The following is an 18,985-nucleotide window of genomic DNA, read 5'->3' as shown; positions in this document are numbered from 1 at the left end:
CTGGCGTCAGCCGGTATACAGCGCCAGCAGGTCCAGGCCCACCGGATACAGCGACACCACCAGCAGCACGGCCATGCCGACATTGAAGGCGCGCACCGCGGCCGGGCGGTGCAGCCAGCGGCGCAGCGCCATGCCGAAGGCGGCCCAGACGCCCACGCTGGGCAGGTTGACCACGCCGCACACCAGGGTCGCAATGATCAGGTTGGCGAAATAGCCATGCTGCGGCGTATAGGTCGCCACCACGCTGACGATCATGACCCAGGCCTTGGGGTTGACCCACTGGAACAGCGCGGCCTGGATGAAGGTCAGCGGCTTGCCGCGTTCGGCGCCGCTTTCCATCGGGCCGGAGGTGGCGATTTTCCAGGCCAGGTACAGCAGATAGGCGGCGCCGCCGTATTTCAGCGTCGAGTACAGCCAGGGCAGGCGCTCCAGCGTGGCGCCCAGCCCCAGGCCGACCATCAGCAGCATGATCGAAAAGCCGACCGAGATCCCCAGCAGGTGGGGGATCGTGCGGCGAAAGCCGAAGGTCAGCCCCGAGGAGGCCAGCATCACGTTGTTCGGCCCGGGCGTCAGCGAGTTGACCAGCGTGAACAGCACCAGCGGCATCAATACCGACAGCGAGGCCAGGGGCGCCTGGTCGAGGGAGGACAGGTCGGAGCCGATCATGCTTTTCGCACCATGGCGCGCCGGCCGCCGGCGATGACCAGCACCACCGCCACGGCAAACACATAGGTAATGGGTTCGACCTGCTCATTGAACAGCAGGGCGGCTGCGACAACCGTAAGAAACGGTTGCAGCAGCTGGATCTGCCCGACCCGCGCGATACCGCCTATGGCCAGGCCGCGATACCAGGCGAAAAATCCCAGGAACATCGAGCCGAAGGCCAGGTAGGCAAACGCGCCGGCCACCGGCAGGCTGGGCCAGGCCGCGTCGTGCGCCAGCCACAGCACGGCCGGCAGCAGCGCCGGCACGCTGACCACCAGCGCCCAGCAGATGGTGCGCCAGCCGCCCAGCGTGCGGCTGGCCCGGGCGCCTTCGGCGTAGCCCATGCCGCCCAGCACCACCGCCAGCAGCAGCCACAGGTCGCCCGGCTGCAGGGCGCCGTGGCCCTGCCGCAACGCATAGCCCGCCACCAGGACGGCGCCCAGCACCGCGAAGCTCCAGAACGCCGGCGAGGGGCGTTCGCCGCTGCGCCAGGCGGCGAATACCGCCGTCGACAGCGGCAGCAGGCCGTTGAACACCGCGCCGTGCGCGGCCGGCACCGACGCCATGGCCAGCGTCGAGGCGACCGGCCAGCCCACCACGATGCCGACGGCGGCCAGCACGATGCCGGACCATTCGGCCCGGTCGGGACGCCGGCTGCGTGTCAGCCACAGCAGCGCGGCAGCCGGCACGGCCGCCAGCAGGGCGCGGCCCAGTCCGACCAGCAGCGGGGAGAGCTCGCCGACGGCAAGCCGGGTCATGGGCAGGGTCAGGGCGAAGACCAGGACGCCGATCAATCCGTAGCCATAGCCTTCCCAGCTCGGGGCGTGGGGGGAGGCGGACGGTGCCGATGCTTGCGCGCTAGGAGGTGACATGGGAAAGATTTGCCTCTGGATGGGGGAAAGCGGCCGGCCGGGCTTGCCGTGCCGGCGCATTGGTGTCACTCTACGCATAGATATCGGTACAGTACCGGTACACTTTTTCATGTCACTTTAATCACTGGCCTGGTAAAACCACCATGACAGTTGCGACTTCTTCCCCCTCCGGCGCCGGGTGGCAGCCGGTGCGGCAGGCCGATGCCACCCTGGTGACGCAATTGGCCGATGACCTGGCGCGGCGCATCGACGAGCACGGCCTGCGGCCGGGCACCCGGCTGCCGTCCATACGTCGGATGGCCGAGCAAAGCGGTGTCAGCCGCTTCACCGTGGTCGAGGCCTATGACCGGCTGGTGGCGCGCGGGCTGGTGCAATCCCGGCGCGGCGCCGGATTCTTCGTGCGGGCCCGCAGCGCCTCCCTGACCGCCCTGGCGAGCGCACGGGTGCCGCAGGCCGCGCCCGAAACCCCGGTGCGGGTGGACGTGAGCTGGCTGCTGCGCAACATGTTCCGCGAAACCGCCGCCGGCATGCCGGGCGGCGCCGGCCTGCTGCCGCCCGAGTGGCTCGACCCCGACATGGTGGCCGCGGCGGTGCGGGCGGTGGGCCGCACGGTGCGCGGCAACCTGGTGTCGTACGGCAGCCCGCAAGGCTACGCGCCGCTGCGCCAGCAGCTGGCTTCCATGCTGCAGGCCGATGGCGTGCCGGCCCATCCGGAGCGCAATCTGCTCACCACCAATGGCGTGACGCATGGCCTGGACATCGTGGCGCGCCATCTGATCAAGCCAGGCGACACGGTGCTGGTCGAAGACCCGGCGTGGTTCGTCATCTTCGGGCGCCTGGCTGCATTCGGCGCGCGTCCCGTCGGGGTGCCGCGCGGCCCCGATGGCCCGGACCTGGCCATGCTCGACCGCCTGGCGGCCGAGCACAAGCCGCGCCTGTACATCATCAACGGCGCGGTCCACAATCCCACCGGCCATACCTTGTCGGCCGGCGCGGCCTACGACATCCTGCGCCTGGCCGAGCGCCATGATTTCATGGTGGTCGAGGACGACACCTATGCCGACCTGCACCCGGGCGGCGCCATGAAGCTGGCCGCGCTCGACCGCCTCGAGCGCGTGATCCTGGTGGGCGGCTTTTCCAAGATGCTGGCGGCCAGCCTGCGCGTGGGCTATATCGCGGCCGGGGCCGAGACGCTGCAGCGCCTGACCGACCTGAAAATGCTGGCCGGGCTGACCTCGCCGGAGCTGGGCGAGCGGGTGGTGCACCGGGTGCTGGTCGAAGGGCAATACCGGCGCCACATCGAGCGCGTGCGCGCGCGCGTCAACGAAGCGCGCCTGCGCAGCATCCAGGCCCTGCAGCAGCTCGGGCTGTCCGTCCCGCACGAGCCGCACGCCGGCATGTTCGTCTGGGCCGACTGCGGCCGCGATTCCGAGCCGGTGGCGCGCAACGCGGCCGAGCGCGGCATGCTGCTGGCGCCGGGCACCCTGTTCTCGCCCAGCGGCGCGCCGTCGACCATGCTGCGGTTCTCGGTCGCCATGGTCGATACGCCGGGCATCTGGCAATCGATCGCCGCGGTGATGGCGCAATAGGGCCGACGAAGCCGCGCCGGGCATACGCCGATCCGCAGAACTGAATATACTTTCCACAGATCCCGCCTGTCCGGCGTTTCACCATTCGAGGTTGCAACCATGTCCGCCGCTATCAAGCCCCTTACCGAGAATTTCGCCGTCGCGCCCCAGCTGGGGCCGGCCGACATGGCCGATGTGGCCGCCGCGGGTTACAAGAGCGTCATCATCAACCGGCCCGATTTCGAAGGCGGCCCCGACCAGCCGACCGCCGCCGATGTGTCGCAGGCCGCCCAGGCGCTGGGTTTGCAGGTCGAGTACCAGCCGGTGGTCGGCAGCGCGATGACCGCCGCCGACGTCGCGCGCTTCGCCGAGCTGTTGCGCACGATGCCGGGCCCTGTGCTCGCCTACTGCCGTACCGGCACCCGTTGCACCAACCTGTTCGCGGCCGCCCAGCAACTGGGTTGACGCGGGTCAAGGGCGGGTCTCCCCCGGGGTGCGTCGACGGGTGGTTTTCCGTTAGCATGGAGTCTCTTACCAGACAGGAGCAGGCAGCATGTTCAAGAAGATCCTGATTCCCACGGACGGTTCCCCGCTGTCCGCGCAAGCAGCCAATGCGGGCATTTGCTTTGCCCGCTCCACCGGCGCCGAAGTCGTCGCGCTGCATGTCACGCAGCCGTTTGCCGCCACCATCGGGTTCGATGGCATGGCCGCCGCCTACGCCATTACCGACGAAGACTACGAAAAGGCCTCGGCCGAACAGGCTGAGAAATACCTCAAGCTGATCCTCGACCGGGCCGAAACCGCCGGGGTCAAGGCCGAGTCGCGCGCGGTGTCCAATTTCAACGTGGCCGACGGCATCGTCCAGGCCGCCGGCGAGGCCGGCTGCGACCTGATCTTCATCGGCAGCCACGGCCGCAGCGGCCTGTCGCGCCTGCTGCTGGGCAGCGTGACCGCCAAGGTGCTGTCGCTGGCCCACACGGCCGTGCTGGTGTACCGGGTCAAGGAAGACAAGGACAAGAAATAGCGCCGGCAGTCCCGGCGCCGTACACGCCCCGCTGGCCGCAGGCCGCGGGGCTTTTTTTCGGTTCATCGCGCAATAGCGTGGAGGGGTTTGGCAAGTTTTCGTATTCTTGACGGCAGGTATTTGCCATCAGGAGTGCAGGGAGATGCTGGATCGCAAGTTGCTGGAGTCGCTGGGAGGCTGGCAGGGCTATGGCGTCGAACGCGTGGAATGGCCCGAAGACCCAGGGCGCACGCTGTCGATCTATTTGAAGCCAACGGCCAAGGTGATGCTGTGCGAGCAGTGCGGCGCGCGGTGTCGCCAGGTGCATGAGACCACGGTTCGACGGGTGCGAGATCTGCCGTTATTCGAGTATCGGGTCGTTCTGCACGTGCCGCGCCGACGCTTGTGGTGTGAGCAATGCGGCGGCCCGCGCCTGGAGCGGCTTGCCTGGCTGGGGCGATATCAACGGGTGACGGATCGGCTGGCGCAGGCCTGCAGCCAATTGCTGCAATCGAGCAACGTGCAGGCGGTGGCGAGGTTCTTCGAGCTGGGTTGGCATACCGTCAAGACGCTGGACAAGGCTCGGCTGCGTGCGTCGGTGCGCGAACCGGATTGGTCCAAGATCGAGTATTTGGCGATGGACGAGTTTGCCCTGCACAAAGGGCATCGCTACGCGACAGTGGTGGTCGATCCGATCGGCAGGCAGGTGCTGTGGATTGGCCCAGGACGCTCACGCGAGACGGCCCGGGCGTTCTTCGAACAATTGCCGCCTGGGGCCGCCCAACGCATCAAGGCCGTTGCCATCGACATGACCACCGCCTACGAGTTGGAGATCCAGGCCCACAGCCCACAGGCGGAGATCGTCTATGACTTGTTCCATGTCGTGGCCAAGTATGGACGAGAGGTCATTGATCGGGTGCGCGTGGATCAGGCCAATCAACTACGCCAGGATCGTCCCGCACGCAGGATCATCAAATCGAGTCGCTGGCTGCTGCTGCGCAACCGTGACAACCTGGATCGGCAGCAGGCCGTCCGGCTCGACGAATTGCTGCAAGCCAACCAGCCGCTGCTGACGGTCTATGTCCTGCGTGACGAACTCAAACGGCTCTGGTTCTACCAAAGACCTGCCTGGGCAAGACAAGCCTGGAACCACTGGTACGAGCAGGCCGAGCAAAGCGGAATAGCCGCCTTGAACACCTTCGCTCAGCGCTTGAAAGGCTATCTGCACGGCATCCTGGCCAGATGCCGACATCCCCTGAACACCAGCATTGTCGAGGGCATCAACAACACTATCAAGGTCATCAAGCGGCGCGCTTACGGCTACCGCGACCAGGAATACTTCTTCCTCAAAATCCGTGCCGCCTTCCCCGGCAATGCGCGATGAACCTTTTTTCGGCCTGTCGTCGATGGCGTACGACAGTGTGCCTGTCCCGGCGGGGACAGGCACGCCCGCACAGCGGGCGCAGCGTGGGGGTTTTCCTGGGCCCGGGTGCCTGTCCCGGCGGGGACAGGCACCTCCGGCGACAGGACGGGACAGGCGCGGGAGATGTCCCGCGCCTTGCGGCAAGCCACCCCGGCGACGCCAGGGATATCTGCCATGGGCGGCGCCAGTCGTAGTATTGTCTGCAATAGCGCATCGGCGCCAGATCCAGCCACAGCCGATTGCAGCGCAGGTGCGCAAGGCGGCGCGGACGACCTCCGCGACGCGTGGAAAAACCACGATCCCTTGCCATCAAGAGGCCATCATGACTCGCAGGACGAGCATCGAACGCTACCGCAACATCGGCATCAGCGCCCATATCGACGCGGGCAAGACCACCACCACCGAGCGCATCCTTTTCTACACCGGCATCACCCACAAGCTGGGCGAGGTGCACGAAGGCGCGGCGACCATGGACTGGATGGAGCAGGAGCGCGGCATCACCATCACGTCGGCCGCCACCACGGCGTTCTGGCGTGGCATGGCCGGCAACTATCCCGAACACCGCATCAACATCATCGACACCCCGGGGCACGTGGACTTCACCATCGAGGTCGAGCGCTCGATGCGGGTGCTCGACGGCGCCTGCATGGTCTACGACTCGGTGGGCGGCGTGCAGCCGCAGTCCGAGACGGTCTGGCGCCAGGCCAACAAGTATGGCGTGCCGCGCATCGCCTTCGTCAACAAGATGGACCGTGTCGGGGCCGACTTCTTCCGCGTGCAGCGCCAGATCGTCGAGCGCCTCAAGGGCGACGCCGTGCCGATACAGATCCCGGTCGGCGCCGAGGACCATTTCGAGGGAGTGGTGGACCTGGTCAAGATGAAGGCCATCATCTGGGACGACGCCAGCCAGGGCGTGCGTTTCGAATACCGCGACATTCCGCCCGAGCTCCAGGCGCAGGCCGAGCAGTGGCGCGAGAAAATGATCGAAAAGGCGGCCGAGGCCAACGAAGCCCTGCTCGAAAAATACCTGTCGGGCCAGCCGCTGAGCGAGGACGAAATCAAGAGCGGCCTGCGCGCCCGCACCGTCGCCAACGAGATCGTGCCCATGCTGTGCGGCAGCGCGTTCAAGAACAAGGGCGTGCAGGCCATGCTGGACGCGGTCATCGACTACCTGCCCTCGCCGGCGGACGTGCCGGCCATCATCGGCCACGACGAGCGCGACCGCGAGATCGAGCGCCATCCCGCCGACGACGAGCCGTTCTCGGCGCTGGCGTTCAAGATCATGACCGACCCCTTCGTGGGCCAGCTGGTTTTCTTCCGGGTCTACTCGGGCGTGGTCAAGTCGGGCGATTCGGTGCTCAACCCGCTCAAGAGCAAGAAAGAGCGGCTGGGCCGCATCCTGCAGATGCACGCCAACGAACGGCGCGAAATCAGCGAGGTCTACGCCGGCGACATCGCCGCCGCGGTCGGCATCAAGGAAATCACCACCGGCGACACGCTGACCGACCCGGCGCACGTCATCATCCTCGAGCGCATGACCTTCCCCGAACCGGTGATTTCGCAGGCCGTCGAGCCCCGCACCAAGGCCGACCAGGAGAAAATGGGCATTGCGCTCAACCGGCTGGCGCAGGAGGATCCGTCGTTCCGGGTGCGGACCGACGAGGAGTCCGGCCAGACCATTATTTCGGGCATGGGCGAGCTGCACCTGGAAATCCTGGTCGATCGCATGAAGCGCGAGTTCGGGGTCGAGGCCAACGTGGGCAAGCCACAGGTCGCCTACCGCGAGACCATCCGGTCCACCGTCACCGACGTCGAGGGCAAGTTCGTCAAGCAGTCGGGCGGGCGCGGCCAGTACGGTCATGTGGTGCTCAAGCTGGAGCCGCAGGAGCAGGGCAAGGGCTACGAGTTCGTCGACGCCATCAAGGGCGGCGTGGTGCCGCGCGAGTTCATCCCCGCGGTCGACCGCGGGGTGCGCGAGACGCTGAACACCGGCGTGCTGGCGGGCTATCCGGTGGTCGACGTCAAGGTCACGCTGGTGTTCGGCTCGTACCACGACGTGGACTCGAACGAGAATGCGTTCCGCATGGCGGCGTCGATGGCCTTCAAGGAGGGCATGCGGCGCGCCAAGCCGGTGCTGCTCGAACCCATGATGCACGTGGAGGTCGAGACGCCGGAGGATTTCACGGGCAACGTGATGGGCGACCTGTCGTCGCGGCGCGGCATGGTGCAGGGCATGGAGGACATCGCCGGCGGAGGCGGCAAGCTGGTGCGCGCCGAGGTGCCCCTGGCCGAGATGTTCGGCTACTCCACGTCGCTGCGTTCGCTGACGCAGGGGCGCGCCACCTACAGCATGGAGTTCAAGCATTACGCCGAGGCGCCGCGCCAGGTGGCCGAGCAGATCATCGCTGCCCGCGGTTCGGGGGCGGCGGCGCGGGGCTAGGGCGGCGGCTGCGCGACGACCCGCTTGTCGTCGCGGGCCGCGATGCGCTTTTCCAGGTGGCGCAGCGCCGCCAGGACGAACAGGGCGATCAGCGTGCTGGCCAGCGCGGTGGCCTCGCGCCCCATGCCGGCGGCCACGCCGATTGCGGCGGTCAGCCAGATGCCGGCCGAGGTGGTCAGGCCGCGGATCTCGCCCTCGTTGCCCAGCTTGATGATGGCGCCCGCGCCCAGGAAGCCGATGCCGGCGATCACGCCCTGCAGCACGCGGCTGAGGTCGCCGACCTCCATGCCGCCTTGCAGCGGCACCAGGACGAACAGCGCCGCGCCCAGGGCCACCAGCATGTGGGTGCGCAGCCCGGCCGCCTTGCCGCTGCGCTCCCGCTCGTAGCCCAGCAGTCCGCCCAGCGCCACCGCCATGCCCAGGCGCAGCACGATGCGGGTGGCCTCGGCGACATCCGGAATGTCGGCGAATTCGTTGCGCACGGTGGTCCAGATTTCCATCCAGACAGTGTCCATGGCTGCGTGCTCCCGGAAAAGGGAATTCCAGCATAGCAGGGCCACGCGGCGCTGTGCACGGCGGCCGGGGGTCGTTATGATCGGCAAACCCGCCTGCGTTGGAGACGCCGATGGACTATCTTGTTTCGCTGGCCCAGCAACCCGCCGCCTGGGCAGCCCTGGCTACCCTCATCGCCATGGAAGTCGTGCTGGGCATCGACAACCTCATATTCATCTCCATACTCACCAACAAGCTGCCGCCCCAGCACCAGACCAAGGCGCGGCGCATCGGGATCGGCATGGCGCTGATCCTGCGGCTGGCGCTGCTGGGCACGGTGGCGTTCATCGTGCAGCTGACGCAGCCGGTGTTCGAACTGTTCGGCCACGGGTTTTCGTGGCGCGACGTCATCCTGGTGGCCGGCGGCCTGTTCCTGGTGTGGAAGGCCACCAAGGAAATCCACCACCATGTCGATCCCAACCCGGGCGACGACATGTTCGGCGGCAAGGCCGCCACGCTCGGCTTTGCCGCGGCGGTGGCGCAGATCCTGATGCTGGATCTGGTGTTCTCGATCGACAGCATCATCACCGCCGTGGGCATGACCGAGCACATTCCCATCATGTTCGTGGCGGTGATCGTCGCGGTGGCCGTCATGCTGCTGGCGGCCGAGCCGCTGGCGCGCTTCATCGAACGCAATCCGACCGTGGTCATGCTGGCGCTGGCCTTCCTGATGATGATAGGCATGACGCTGATTGCCGAAGGGTTCGGCGCGCATGTGCCCAAGGGCTATATCTACGCCGCGATGGCGTTCTCGGCCCTGGTCGAGGGGCTGAACATGATGGCGCGCCGCGCCCGCGAAGGGCGTGGCGCGGGGGCCGCCGGCGGATGACGCCGCGGCCGCGCGGCGGCAATACCTGCGATGTATCGGCCGACCCAAATATAGTATTTCCGCGGCGCGCCCTTCTTGCCTAGGATGTTCGCAAAGAACATCCTGGGCAGGAGTCGTGATGCAAGAAGGCAATACAGGAAAGCGCATGGCCGGGCGCCCCGCGCGCGCCGGAGCGGGGCATGGAGGAGGCGGCGCATGAGCGGCCCCTTGGAGGGCGTACGCATCCTCGACGTCACGACCGTGTTGATGGGGCCGTACGCGACGCAGATACTGGGCGACCTGGGCGCCGACGTCATCAAGGTCGAACCGCCCGCCGGCGACAATGTGCGCGGTATCGGGCCCGGCCGCCACGCGGACATGGGCGGCATCTTCCTGCACGCCAACCGCAGCAAGCGCAGCATTGCCCTGGACCTGAAAAACCCCGCCGGCCGGGAGGCGCTGCTCAAGGTGGCCGCCACCTGCGACGTGCTGGTCTACAACGTGCGTCCCCAGGCGATGGCGCGGTTGGGGCTGTCGTACGCCGAAGTGGCGCAGGCCAATCCGTCGATCCTGTATGTCGGCATGTACGGCTACGACCAGCGCGGCCCCTACGCCGCCCGGGCGGCCTATGACGACCTGATCCAGGGGGCCGTGGGGATTCCGTCGCTGTCGGTCGAGGCGGGCAGCGACATACCGCGCTACGCGCCCAGCGCCATGGTCGACCGCATCGTCGGCATCAGCGCCGCCAACGCCGTCACCGCCGGCCTGTACCACCGCGCCCGCACGGGCCAGGGGCAGGCCATCGACGTGCCCATGTTCGAGACCATGGCGCACCTTATCCTGGGCGACCACATGATGGGCCAGACCTTCGAGCCGCCCCTGGGGCCGCCCGGCTATCCACGCATCCTGAACGCCGACCGGCGGCCCTACGCCACCCGAAACGGCCACATCTGCGTCCTGCTCTATGCGGACAAGCACTGGAAGGCGTTCTTCGAGCTCATCGGCCAGCCTGGCCGCGACGCGGCCGACCCGCGGTTTCGCGACATCGGTACCCGCACCCAGCACATCCACGCCATTTATCGCCTGGTGTCGGACGCCATCGCCAGCCGCACCACCGAGGAGTGGCTGGCCGCGTTCGAGGCCGCCGATATCCCGGCCATGCCCGTGCACACCATGGCCTCGCTGCTGCGCGACCCGCATCTGGAGGCCATCGGTTTCTTCGGCATGGTGGACCATCCCAGCGAAGGCGCGGTGCGCATGATGGCGGTGCCGTCGCGGTGGTCCGGCACGCCGCCCCAGCCGCGCGGCCATGCGCCGCGCCTGGGCGAACACAGCGTCGACGTGCTGAAAGAAGCGGGATACGACGACGAGGCCATTGCCGCGCTGGTGCGGAACGGGGCGGGCCATCGCCGCGGCCCGCCAGCTTCCGGAGGGAACCGATCATGACTGATTTCCTGCGCCACGAACGGCACGGCGGCGTGCTGCTGTTGACCATGGACCGCGAACGCACCCGCAACGCCCTGTCCGATGCCGACGCGGTCGAGGCGCTGGTCCAGGCCTGCGCGCGGATCGGCGCCGACCTGTCGGTGCGGGCCGTGGTGCTGACAGGCTCGCATGGCGTGTTCTCGTCCGGCGGCAATCTCAAGACGCTGTCCGATACGGTGGGCGCCGGGCTGGGCGAGCCGGTGCACAGCCGCCAGGCCTATCGCAGCGGCATCCAGCGTATCCCGCTGGCGCTGTACAACCTGGAGGTCCCGACCATTGCCGCGGTCAATGGGCCGGCCATCGGCGCCGGCTGCGACCTGGCCTGCATGTGCGATATCCGGCTGGCCGCCCGCCAAGCCAGCTTTGCCGAGAGTTTCGTCAAGCTGGGCCTGACGCCGGGCGACGGCGGCGCCTGGCTGTTGCCGCGCATCGTCGGCATGTCGCGCGCTTGCGAGCTGGCGTTCACGGGCCGCAGCATCGACGCCGCGCGCGCCCGCGAACTGGGGTTGGTCCCGGAGGTGTTCGACGCCGACGCGCTGCTGCCGGCGGCGCTGGCGCTGGCCCAGGAGATTGCCCAGCATTCCGGCCATGCGCTGCGCCTGACCAAGCGGCTGTTGCGCGAGGGCCAGCATACGCGGCTGGATACCTTGCTGGAGCTGTCGGCGGGCTTCCAGGCGCTGGCGCATCACACGCAGGAGCATGCCGGCGCGCTCGACGCCCATCTGAGCCGCAAGCGAGGCTGACGCGGCTGCGCGCCGGCCTTGCGGCCGCCGCGGCATCCGACAAGCACCAACAGAACGGAGACGACCATGCATTCCAGGACCCTGGCCCTTGCGCTATTGTCCGTCGCGGCGTTGGCGCAGGGTGGCAGCGCCCGCGCGGCGTCCGACTATCCCGCGCATCCGGTGAAGATCATCGTGTCCCTGCCGCCGGGCAGCGGCGCGGACACGACCGCGCGGTTCCTGTCCAAGCATCTGGCGGAGCGTTTCAAGCAGCCTTTCGTGGTGGAAAACCGGCCCGGCGGCAACAGCTTCATTGCCGCCCAGGCCGTGGCTACCGCGCCGCCCGATGGCTACACCCTGTTCGTCGCCAGCAATTCGCCCATGACGACCAACGCGGCTGTCTTCAAGAACCTGCCCTACGACGCGGTCAAGGACTTTGCCCCGGTCGCGCCGATCGCGCGCTTTCCGATGGCCCTGGTCGTGCCGGCCAATTCGCCCTACCGCAGCGTTGCCGATCTGGTGGCCGCCGCGCGGGCGGCGCCCGGCCAGCTGAACTTTGCCAGCGGCACCGCGACCTACCAGGTCGTGCTGGAGCTGTTTCACGAGCAGAACGGAATCAAGGCCACCCACGTGCCGTACAAGGGTACGTCGGCCGCGCTGGCCGACGTGGCCGGGGGCGTCGTGCAATACAGCGTGGCCGACGTCAGCGCCGCCTTGCCGTTGATCCGCGGCGGCAAATTGCGGCCGCTGGCGGTGACCAGCACACGGCGCATCAAGGACCTGCCCGACGTTCCCACCATGCAGGAAAGCGGCAACAAGGGGTTCGAAGCCTATGCCTGGACCGCCGCCTTCTTTCCCGCGAAGGTCGATCCGGCCATCGTCGCGCGCGTGTCCGACGCCGTCCAGGCGCTGGTGCGCAGCCAGGAAGGCAAGGCGTTCATGGAGCAATTGGGCGGCGAGCCCTTCGTCGGCGGCCCCGATACCCTGGCGGCGTTCCAGCGCGACGAGCTGGCGTCCATGCGGCGCATCGCCAAACTGGCCAATATCCAGCAGGAATAGCGATCGGGGCTCAGCGCGCCTGGCCGGCGGCCGGCTCGGTCTGCATCAGGCGGCACGCCATGTCGACGAAGTTGGCGGTGGTCGGCGTGGCGTTGTCGGGATGCACGGCCAGGGCGATGCCGACCTTGATGGTTTCGGCCAGTTGCGGCACATTGACCAGCCGCACGCCGCTGCCGGCCTGCCGGCATGCCACCTTGGGCACGATGGCCAGGCCCAGCCCGCTTTCCACCAGGCTCAGGATGGTCTGCACCTGGATCGCCTCCTGCGCGATGTGAGGCACGACGCCATACTGTTGGAACGCGTACATGATCAACGCGTGCATGCCCGGCACGTGCGTGCGCGAATAGCCGATGAACGGTTCGTCCGCCAGCTCGTCGAGCGCGACGTCGTCGCGCTGCGCGTAGCGGCTGCCGGCCGGCACCGCCAGCATCAGATGATCGGCCTGCAGCAGCGTGATGCGGGCCGTCGACGGTTCCAGCACCGGAAAGCGCACCAACGCGACGTCCAGGGTGTGTGCATCCAGGCGGCGCAGCAGGTCCACCGTGGTGGACTCCTCGATGACCAGGTCCACGCGCGGGTAGTCCTTGCGGAACGCCGACAGCAGCTGCGGCATCAGCGAGTAGATCGACGAGCCGACAAAGCCCACCTTGAGCATGCCCTGCTTGCCGCTGGCGCCTTCCTGGGCAGCGCGCTGGATTTCATCGGCGTAGAACAGCGTGGCGCGCGCATAGCGCAATACCACCTCGGCCGCCGGCGTGGGTTGCAGGCCCGCGGGCAGCCGCTCGAACAGCTGTACGCCCAGTTCCTGTTCCAGTTTCTTGATCGCGGTGGAAAGGGGCGGTTGCGCCATATGAAGCCGCTCGGCCGCCCGATGGAAATTGAGCGTTTCGGACAGGACCAACAATTGCTTGAGCTGGCGTAGCTCCACGGCGCGCCTCTAGTGATGCGCCGGGCTGGCGATATGCACGATGTATTGCCCGGTCCACATCTAATATTAGACCGTGATATGGGCTGCGTGTAGATTGTCGTGATGCCCGCGCAGCCGCGCGGGCCATGGGTTTCACGGCATCTTCAAGAACCGGCGCGCGTGCGCGGTGCCGTGCCGCCGCACGTATGGGAGCCATCTTGGGCACGATCATCGAGGCGCTGCAGCTTGCCGCCATTCCCGCGCACGACGAGGCCCTGCGTCCGGCCGTGCGCGCCTTCCTGGACGAGGCGCTGCGGGAAATGCCGGCGGATCGGCGGGCGCGCTCCTGGATGGGGCATGACGCCGAATTCAGCCGCGCGCTGGCGCGGCAGGGCTGGCTGGGCCTGACGCTGCCCGTCGAGTACGGCGGCGCGGGCCGCAGCAATTTCGCGCGCTTCGTGCTCAGCGAAGAACTGCTGGCCGCCGGCGCGCCGGTGTCGGCGCACTGGATCGCCGATCGCCAGACCGCGCCATTGATCCTGCGCTTCGGTTCGCCGGCGCAGCGCGCGTTCTACCTGCCCAGGATCATCCGCGGCGAGGCCTTCTTCGCCATCGGCATGAGCGAACCCGACACCGGGTCGGACCTGGCCAGCGTGCGCACGCGCGCCACGCCCGTCGCCGACGGCTGGTTGCTGAACGGACGCAAGATCTGGACGACGAACGCCCACCGTTCGCACTACATGTGCGCGCTGGTGCGCACCTCCGGCGCGTCGGAAGATCGCCACCGCGGGCTGTCGCAGATGATCTTCGACCTTGCCCTGCCGGGCATCGAGATCCGGCCCATCCGCGACATCGCCGGCGATGCGCATTTCTGCGAGGTGCTGTTCGACAACGTGCTGCTGCCGCACGATGCGCTGGTGGGCGAGGAAGGCAGCGGCTGGCGGCAGGTGATGGCCGAGCTGGCGCTCGAACGCAGCGGTCCGGAGCGCATCTACTCCAGCATGGTCCTGCTCGATGGCTGGCTGGCCCATCTGCGCCGCGACGCCGCGCCCCAGCGGGCGCAGGTCTGCCTGGCGGGCCGCCTGGCCGCGCGGCTCGCGGTGCTGCGCTCGATGTCGCTGGCGGTATCGCAGCGGCTGGAGCAGGGCGCCGACGCCAGTCTCGCCGCCGTATTGGTGAAAGACCTGGGCACCGAGTTCGAGCAGGCGGTTCCCGAGCTGATAGGGCAGGCGCTGCACGCCAGTCCGCAGCCGGCGCCCGACGATGTGCTGATGCGTACGCTGGCCTACCTGACGCTGATCAATCCGACATTTTCCTTGCGCGGCGGAACGCGCCATATCCTGCGCGGCATCATCGCGCGCGAGCTCGGGCTGCGCTGAGGCGGACCTACATCGAGGGGGAGTACATGGTGTCCACCATGCAGCAGGATCTATACGAAACGTTTGCCCGGGCGCTGGCCGGCCTGTGTCCGCTGGAGCGGGTGCGCGAGCTCGAAGCCGCGGCCGATCCGCGCGCCGGCGCCGCGCGCGCCTGGAACGAGGTGGATGCCCTGGGCTATGGCGACGCCTTGTCGCCCGCCGAACACGGCGGCGCCGGCCTGTCGCTTGCCGATGCCGAAGGCTTGCTGCGGGCCGCCGGGGCCATGGCCTTGCCGTTTCCGTTTGCCGACACCTTGCTGGCGCGCGCCCTGCTGCGCGCCGCCGGGCAGGCCGTGCCGGACGGGCCGATCGCCCTGGGCGTGGCGCTGCCCCATGGCGCCGGCTGGCGCTGCGCGCCCATCGCGGGCGTGGCGCTGGCGCAGGCCGTGGCGGTCGAGCACGATGGTTGCCTGGCGCTGTGGCCGGCGCCGGACGCGGTCCAGCCCGGTTTGTTCCGGCCGCGCGCCAGCGGCGCGCCTGCCTGGCGCGGGACGCCGGCGCAAGCCGGCCGCGCCGGGGCGCCCGCCGGCGCCGTGCAGGCCTGGCGCAACGCGGCCGACGCCGCGGGCATGGCAGGGGCCATGCAGGCGGTGCTGGATCGCTGCGTGGCCTATGTGCAGGAGCGGCAGCAGTTCGGCCGGGCCCTGGGGCGGTTTCAGGCGGTCCAGCAGGACATCAGCATGCTGGCCGAGCAAGTGGCGGCCGTGGCCATGGCCGCGCGGCTGGCATGCGCCAGCGGCGCGCTGTTTCCCGATCCCGCGCTTGCCGCCTGTGCCCGGCTCAGGGCCTGCGAGGCCGTGCCCGTTGTCTGCGCGCTGGCGCATGCGGTGCATGGCGCCATCGGTATCACCGAGGAATTGCCGCTCGGCCTGTACACGGCGCGGCTGCACGAGTGGCGCGCCACCGGGATGAGCGAAGACGATTGCGCCGAGCTGCTTGGCCGGCGCGTGCTGGCCGATGGCGAGCGGACGCTGCTGGACGTGGTGCGCGGGATGGTGTCCGCCGCCCACGCCTAGCGTCGTCCGCACGCCGCGCCGCCGGCGCAGCGATTTTTCCCCTTGTCTCCTTTCCGAGGTCCATCATGTCCGTCCATCCAGATCCCGTAGTCATCGTCGCGGCGCGGCGCACACCCATCGGCGCGTTCCAGGGCGCGCTGGCGCACTACAGCGCGCCGCAACTGGGCGCCCATGCGCTGGCCGCCGCGGTGCGGCAGGCGGGCCTGCAGCCCGACGCGGCGCAGGAGGCGCTGATGGGATGCTGCCTGTTCGCCGGGCTGGGGCAGGCGCCAGCCCGCCAGGCCGTGCTCGGCGCAGGGCTGCCGACCGACGTGCAGGCCACCACCCTGAGCAAGATGTGCGGCTCGGGCATGAAGGCCGCCATGCTGGCGCATGACATGTTGCGCGCCGGATCGGCCGATGTGGTGCTGGCCGGCGGCATGGAGTCGATGAGCAATGCGCCGCATCTGATCCCCAAGGCGCGCCAGGGATATCGGCTCGGTGACGGCCAGTTGCTCGACCACATGTACCGCGACGGCCTGCAGGATGCCTACGAAGGCCGGCTGATGGGGCATTACGCCGACCTGGCCGCGCGCGAATACGGCTTCTCCCGCGAACAGCAGGACGCGTACGCGCACGAGAGCGTCCTGCGGGCGCAACGCAGCGTCGCCGAAGGCGAATTCGCCGAGGAAATCGCGCCCATAGCCGGCCTGGCGCGCCGTGGCGCGCCGGCCGCCATGGTCGCTGTCGACGAGACGCCCGGCCTGTGCGACGTGTCGCGGCTGGCCAGCCTCAAGCCGGTCTTCAATGCCGACGGCACGGTGACTGCCGGCAACGCCTCTTCGATCTCCGACGGCGCGGCCGCCCTGGTGCTGACGCGGCAGGCGCACGCCGAGCGCCTGGGGCTGGCTCCCCAGGCGCGCATCGTCGGCCATGCCACCGCGGCGCTGCCACCGGGCCAGTTTCCGGCCGCGCCCGTGCGCGCCATCGCGCGGCTGTTCGAGCGGGTGGGCTGGGACCGCGACTCGGTCGACCTGTTCGAGATCAACGAGGCTTTCGCGGTCGTGACGATGATCGCCTTGCGCGAACTGGGCCTGCCGGCCGAACGGGTCAATGTCAACGGCGGCGCCTGCGCCTTGGGGCATCCGGTCGGCGCCACGGGCGCGCGCCTGATCGTCACGCTGATGCACGCGCTGCGGCGGCGCGGCCTGCGTCGCGGCGTGGCCTGCCTGTGCCTGGGCGGCGGCGAAGCGACGGCGATCGCCATCGAGCGCGCCTGAGGCCGCGGCCGCCCGCCGGCCCGCTTGCCGGGCGGCGGGCGCGGCGCGCTACGCCCTGGCGCTTGCGCGCGAGACGACGATACCCGCCGCCTCGCGGTCCCACAGCGGAGATGGCCGCTGCTCGGCGCGCTGCTTGAGCTTGAACTTCTCGATCTTGCCGGATTCGGTCAGCGGCAACGCATCGACGAATTCCAGGAAGCGCGGCACCATGTAGTAGCTCATGTTTTCCACGCAATACCGGGTCAGGTCCTGGTAGCTCAGCGCGCTGCCCGGGCGCAGCAGCACCGAGGCGCCGACTTCATCCTCGGGCAGATCGCCGCGTACGGGGTAGACCGCGGCATTGACGACTTCGGGATGCGACATGAGGACGGCCTCGACTTCCTGCGAGGAAATATTCTCGCCGCGCCGCCGTATGGAGTCCTTCTTGCGGTCGACGAAGTACAGATAGCCGTCCGCGTCCAGGTAGCCCCGGTCGCCCGTGTGGAACAGGAAGTTGCGCCGCGCCTGCAGCGTCGCCTCGGGCATCTTGTAGTAGCCCGAGGCCGTGCTCCAGGTTTCGTGGCTGCGCAACGCGATCTCTCCGGTCTGGCCGGCGGGCAGTTCGATGTCGTTGTCGTCGACGATGCGCAGGTCGATGCCCGGGCGCGGCTTGCCGCAACTGAAGGCCTTCTCGGCGGGATCGTCCAGCCGGGTGGAGGCCGCCAGGCAATAGTCGCTGAGCCCGTAGCCGGTGAAAACCTTGACGCCGAAGCGGGCCTCGAACTCGTGCACATAGGGCGGGACGGGCGCCATCGAGCACAGCCGGACCTTGTGGTCGCGGTCCTGCGGCGTGGGCGGCTGGGTCCACAGGAAATTGACGATCGCGCCCAGCGAGTTGAAACGGGTGGCGCCGCACTGGCGGATCTCGCTCCAGAAGCGCGTGGTCGAGTAGCGGTCCGTCAACGCCACGGTGGCGCCCGCCACGAACGCCGTCCAGGTACTGTTGAGCAAGGCGTTGGCATGGAACAGCGGCAGGCAGACATACTCCACGTCGTCATGGGCGACCCAGCGGGCCATGGCGTTCTGCGCCGCCCACACATTCACCCCCGCCTGCGGCCACATGACGGCCTTGGACGGCCCCGTCGTGCCCGACGTGAATAGCAGCGCGCCAAGCTGCCAGGGGTCGGCGTCGAACGCCTGGTCCTCGCGGCCATCCTGCTCCAGCGCGGCGTAGCGGATGGCCCGGGGGGCCTGCTGCGCGGCATGTCCGGATCCATCGTCGACGACGACGATCCGCTGCAGCCTGGGAAGTTCGTGCAGGCACGCCGCGATCAGGGCCAAATACTTCTCGTGCACGATCAGCGTCGTGATGTCGGCGAAATCCAGGTAATAGACCAGCAGCTTTCCCTTGGCCGCGGTATTGATCGGCACCCACACCGCGCCGATCTTGGCCAGCGCGAATACCGCCAGGATCATCTCCGGGCAATTGTCGAGAATCAGCCCGACATGCGCGCCGGCCTGCACGCCATGGGCTTTCAGGCCCCGGCCGACGGCGCTGCTGCGCCGGTCGAACCCGGCATAGCTGATCCTTTCGTCGCGCGGCAGGAAATGAAGAAAGGTCTTTTCGCCATGCCGCCGCGCCTGCATCGCGGTGATTTCCGCCATGCTGCGTTGCTTGATATCGTCCAGCGTGAAGTCTGCCATGTGGGCCTTGATGTCGTTGCCGCCGTGCACATTCGGTGCGGAGAGCGCCGCGCGCCGGGGTTGCC

The 18,985-nt window shown here is 68.5% G+C and carries 17 protein-coding genes; 12 read left to right on the top strand and 5 right to left on the bottom strand.

Annotated features, from left to right (window positions below; genetic code table 11):
- Window positions 1-6 precede the first annotated feature (6 nt).
- Together LK409_RS17305 and LK409_RS17300 are read right to left on the bottom strand one after the other, a co-directional pair.
- Window positions 7-666: a LysE family translocator gene (locus tag LK409_RS17305; RefSeq protein WP_010927085.1), complete on the bottom strand. Its 660-nt coding sequence runs from the start codon at window positions 664-666 to the stop codon at window positions 7-9.
- On the bottom strand, window positions 663-1,577 hold the full coding sequence (locus tag LK409_RS17300) for a DMT family transporter (RefSeq protein WP_003814706.1): 915 nt from the start codon (window positions 1,575-1,577) through the stop codon (window positions 663-665). Before LK409_RS17300 ends, LK409_RS17305 begins: the two co-directional genes overlap by 4 nt.
- Before the next feature lie 188 nt (window positions 1,578-1,765).
- Between LK409_RS17300 and LK409_RS17295 the strand changes: the two genes are divergently transcribed.
- The 5 genes from LK409_RS17295 (at window position 1,766) to fusA (ending at window position 8,011) form a co-directional block, all read left to right on the top strand.
- Window positions 1,766-3,166 carry an aminotransferase-like domain-containing protein gene (locus tag LK409_RS17295; protein ID WP_003814704.1) on the top strand — a complete coding sequence of 467 codons (1,401 nt, stop codon included), beginning with the start codon at window positions 1,766-1,768 and terminating at the stop codon, window positions 3,164-3,166.
- Between the two features lie 99 nt (window positions 3,167-3,265).
- The gene (locus LK409_RS17290; RefSeq protein WP_003820700.1) at window positions 3,266-3,610 is read left to right on the top strand and encodes a TIGR01244 family sulfur transferase; all 345 of its coding nucleotides are present in this window, start codon (window positions 3,266-3,268) and stop codon (window positions 3,608-3,610) included.
- A gap of 88 nt (window positions 3,611-3,698) precedes the next feature.
- Window positions 3,699-4,169 carry a universal stress protein gene (locus LK409_RS17285; RefSeq protein WP_003814701.1) on the top strand — a complete coding sequence of 157 codons (471 nt, stop codon included), beginning with the start codon at window positions 3,699-3,701 and terminating at the stop codon, window positions 4,167-4,169.
- Between the two features lie 142 nt (window positions 4,170-4,311).
- Complete coding sequence (locus LK409_RS17280; RefSeq protein ID WP_010927279.1) at window positions 4,312-5,532, top strand: ISL3-like element IS1001 family transposase; 1,221 nt, start codon at window positions 4,312-4,314, stop codon at window positions 5,530-5,532.
- Between the two features lie 361 nt (window positions 5,533-5,893).
- Window positions 5,894-8,011 (top strand): elongation factor G, encoded by a 2,118-nt coding sequence (gene fusA, locus LK409_RS17275; protein WP_010929259.1) that lies wholly within the window; start codon window positions 5,894-5,896, stop codon window positions 8,009-8,011.
- Here fusA and LK409_RS17270 read toward each other — a convergent pair.
- Window positions 8,008-8,526 carry an MgtC/SapB family protein gene (locus LK409_RS17270; RefSeq protein WP_010929258.1) on the bottom strand — a complete coding sequence of 173 codons (519 nt, stop codon included), beginning with the start codon at window positions 8,524-8,526 and terminating at the stop codon, window positions 8,008-8,010. The two genes, fusA and LK409_RS17270, sit on opposite strands and share 4 nt — an antisense overlap.
- 110 nt (window positions 8,527-8,636) lie before the next feature.
- Between LK409_RS17270 and LK409_RS17265 the strand changes: the two genes are divergently transcribed.
- The 4 genes from LK409_RS17265 (at window position 8,637) to LK409_RS17250 (ending at window position 12,637) form a co-directional block, all read left to right on the top strand.
- Window positions 8,637-9,392, top strand: a complete 756-nt coding sequence (locus LK409_RS17265; RefSeq protein WP_003814694.1) for a TerC family protein — start codon at window positions 8,637-8,639, stop codon at window positions 9,390-9,392.
- Between the two features lie 195 nt (window positions 9,393-9,587).
- Window positions 9,588-10,817, top strand: coding sequence for a CaiB/BaiF CoA transferase family protein (locus LK409_RS17260; RefSeq protein WP_010929257.1), 1,230 nt, complete (start codon window positions 9,588-9,590; stop codon window positions 10,815-10,817).
- Entirely contained in the window at window positions 10,814-11,599 is a 786-nt protein-coding gene (locus tag LK409_RS17255) for a crotonase/enoyl-CoA hydratase family protein (RefSeq protein ID WP_010929256.1), read from the top strand. The genes LK409_RS17260 and LK409_RS17255 overlap by 4 nt, the downstream gene beginning before the upstream one ends.
- 66 nt (window positions 11,600-11,665) lie before the next feature.
- Window positions 11,666-12,637 carry a Bug family tripartite tricarboxylate transporter substrate binding protein gene (locus LK409_RS17250; RefSeq protein ID WP_003814685.1) on the top strand — a complete coding sequence of 324 codons (972 nt, stop codon included), beginning with the start codon at window positions 11,666-11,668 and terminating at the stop codon, window positions 12,635-12,637.
- Window positions 12,638-12,647: 10 nt separating this feature from the next.
- Here LK409_RS17250 and LK409_RS17245 read toward each other — a convergent pair whose 3' ends face one another.
- On the bottom strand, window positions 12,648-13,565 hold the full coding sequence (locus LK409_RS17245; protein WP_010929255.1) for a LysR family transcriptional regulator: 918 nt from the start codon (window positions 13,563-13,565) through the stop codon (window positions 12,648-12,650).
- A 185-nt stretch (window positions 13,566-13,750) separates the two neighbouring features.
- On the opposite strand from LK409_RS17245, the gene LK409_RS17240 reads away from it, so the two are divergent.
- From LK409_RS17240 to LK409_RS17230, 3 genes are all read left to right on the top strand, one after another.
- Window positions 13,751-14,923 carry an acyl-CoA dehydrogenase family protein gene (locus LK409_RS17240; protein WP_041937294.1) on the top strand — a complete coding sequence of 391 codons (1,173 nt, stop codon included), beginning with the start codon at window positions 13,751-13,753 and terminating at the stop codon, window positions 14,921-14,923.
- 26 nt (window positions 14,924-14,949) lie between these two features.
- Window positions 14,950-15,978: an acyl-CoA dehydrogenase family protein gene (locus LK409_RS17235; RefSeq protein ID WP_003814676.1), complete on the top strand. Its 1,029-nt coding sequence runs from the start codon at window positions 14,950-14,952 to the stop codon at window positions 15,976-15,978.
- A gap of 65 nt (window positions 15,979-16,043) precedes the next feature.
- The gene (locus LK409_RS17230) at window positions 16,044-17,237 is read left to right on the top strand and encodes an acetyl-CoA C-acyltransferase (RefSeq protein ID WP_010929253.1); all 1,194 of its coding nucleotides are present in this window, start codon (window positions 16,044-16,046) and stop codon (window positions 17,235-17,237) included.
- Window positions 17,238-17,285: 48 nt separating this feature from the next.
- Here the strand turns inward: LK409_RS17230 and LK409_RS17225 are convergent, their stop codons facing one another.
- Window positions 17,286-18,920: an AMP-binding protein gene (locus LK409_RS17225; protein WP_033471379.1), complete on the bottom strand. Its 1,635-nt coding sequence runs from the start codon at window positions 18,918-18,920 to the stop codon at window positions 17,286-17,288.
- Between the last annotated feature and the right edge of the window lie 65 nt (window positions 18,921-18,985).

The organism is Bordetella parapertussis (genome assembly GCF_020735925.1).
GTDB lineage: Bacteria > Pseudomonadota > Gammaproteobacteria > Burkholderiales > Burkholderiaceae_B > Bordetella > Bordetella pertussis.
Note: the sequence above shows the minus strand (reverse complement) of the source record. Positions and strands in the feature narration are given on the sequence as shown.

Coding starts and splice junctions, on each gene's coding strand:
- LK409_RS17240 (WP_041937294.1), top strand. CDS start 13,751: ATGGGAGCCATCTTGGGCACGATCATCGAGGCGCTGCAGCTTGCCGCC.
- LK409_RS17305 (WP_010927085.1), bottom strand. CDS start 666: ATGATCGGCTCCGACCTGTCCTCCCTCGACCAGGCGCCCCTGGCCTCG.
- LK409_RS17225 (WP_033471379.1), bottom strand. CDS start 18,920: ATGGCAGACTTCACGCTGGACGATATCAAGCAACGCAGCATGGCGGAA.
- LK409_RS17250 (WP_003814685.1), top strand. CDS start 11,666: ATGCATTCCAGGACCCTGGCCCTTGCGCTATTGTCCGTCGCGGCGTTG.
- LK409_RS17300 (WP_003814706.1), bottom strand. CDS start 1,577: ATGTCACCTCCTAGCGCGCAAGCATCGGCACCGTCCGCCTCCCCCCAC.
- LK409_RS17270 (WP_010929258.1), bottom strand. CDS start 8,526: ATGGACACTGTCTGGATGGAAATCTGGACCACCGTGCGCAACGAATTC.
- LK409_RS17235 (WP_003814676.1), top strand. CDS start 14,950: ATGGTGTCCACCATGCAGCAGGATCTATACGAAACGTTTGCCCGGGCG.
- LK409_RS17285 (WP_003814701.1), top strand. CDS start 3,699: ATGTTCAAGAAGATCCTGATTCCCACGGACGGTTCCCCGCTGTCCGCG.
- LK409_RS17280 (WP_010927279.1), top strand. CDS start 4,312: ATGCTGGATCGCAAGTTGCTGGAGTCGCTGGGAGGCTGGCAGGGCTAT.
- fusA (WP_010929259.1), top strand. CDS start 5,894: ATGACTCGCAGGACGAGCATCGAACGCTACCGCAACATCGGCATCAGC.
- LK409_RS17255 (WP_010929256.1), top strand. CDS start 10,814: ATGACTGATTTCCTGCGCCACGAACGGCACGGCGGCGTGCTGCTGTTG.
- LK409_RS17265 (WP_003814694.1), top strand. CDS start 8,637: ATGGACTATCTTGTTTCGCTGGCCCAGCAACCCGCCGCCTGGGCAGCC.
- LK409_RS17260 (WP_010929257.1), top strand. CDS start 9,588: ATGAGCGGCCCCTTGGAGGGCGTACGCATCCTCGACGTCACGACCGTG.
- LK409_RS17230 (WP_010929253.1), top strand. CDS start 16,044: ATGTCCGTCCATCCAGATCCCGTAGTCATCGTCGCGGCGCGGCGCACA.
- LK409_RS17290 (WP_003820700.1), top strand. CDS start 3,266: ATGTCCGCCGCTATCAAGCCCCTTACCGAGAATTTCGCCGTCGCGCCC.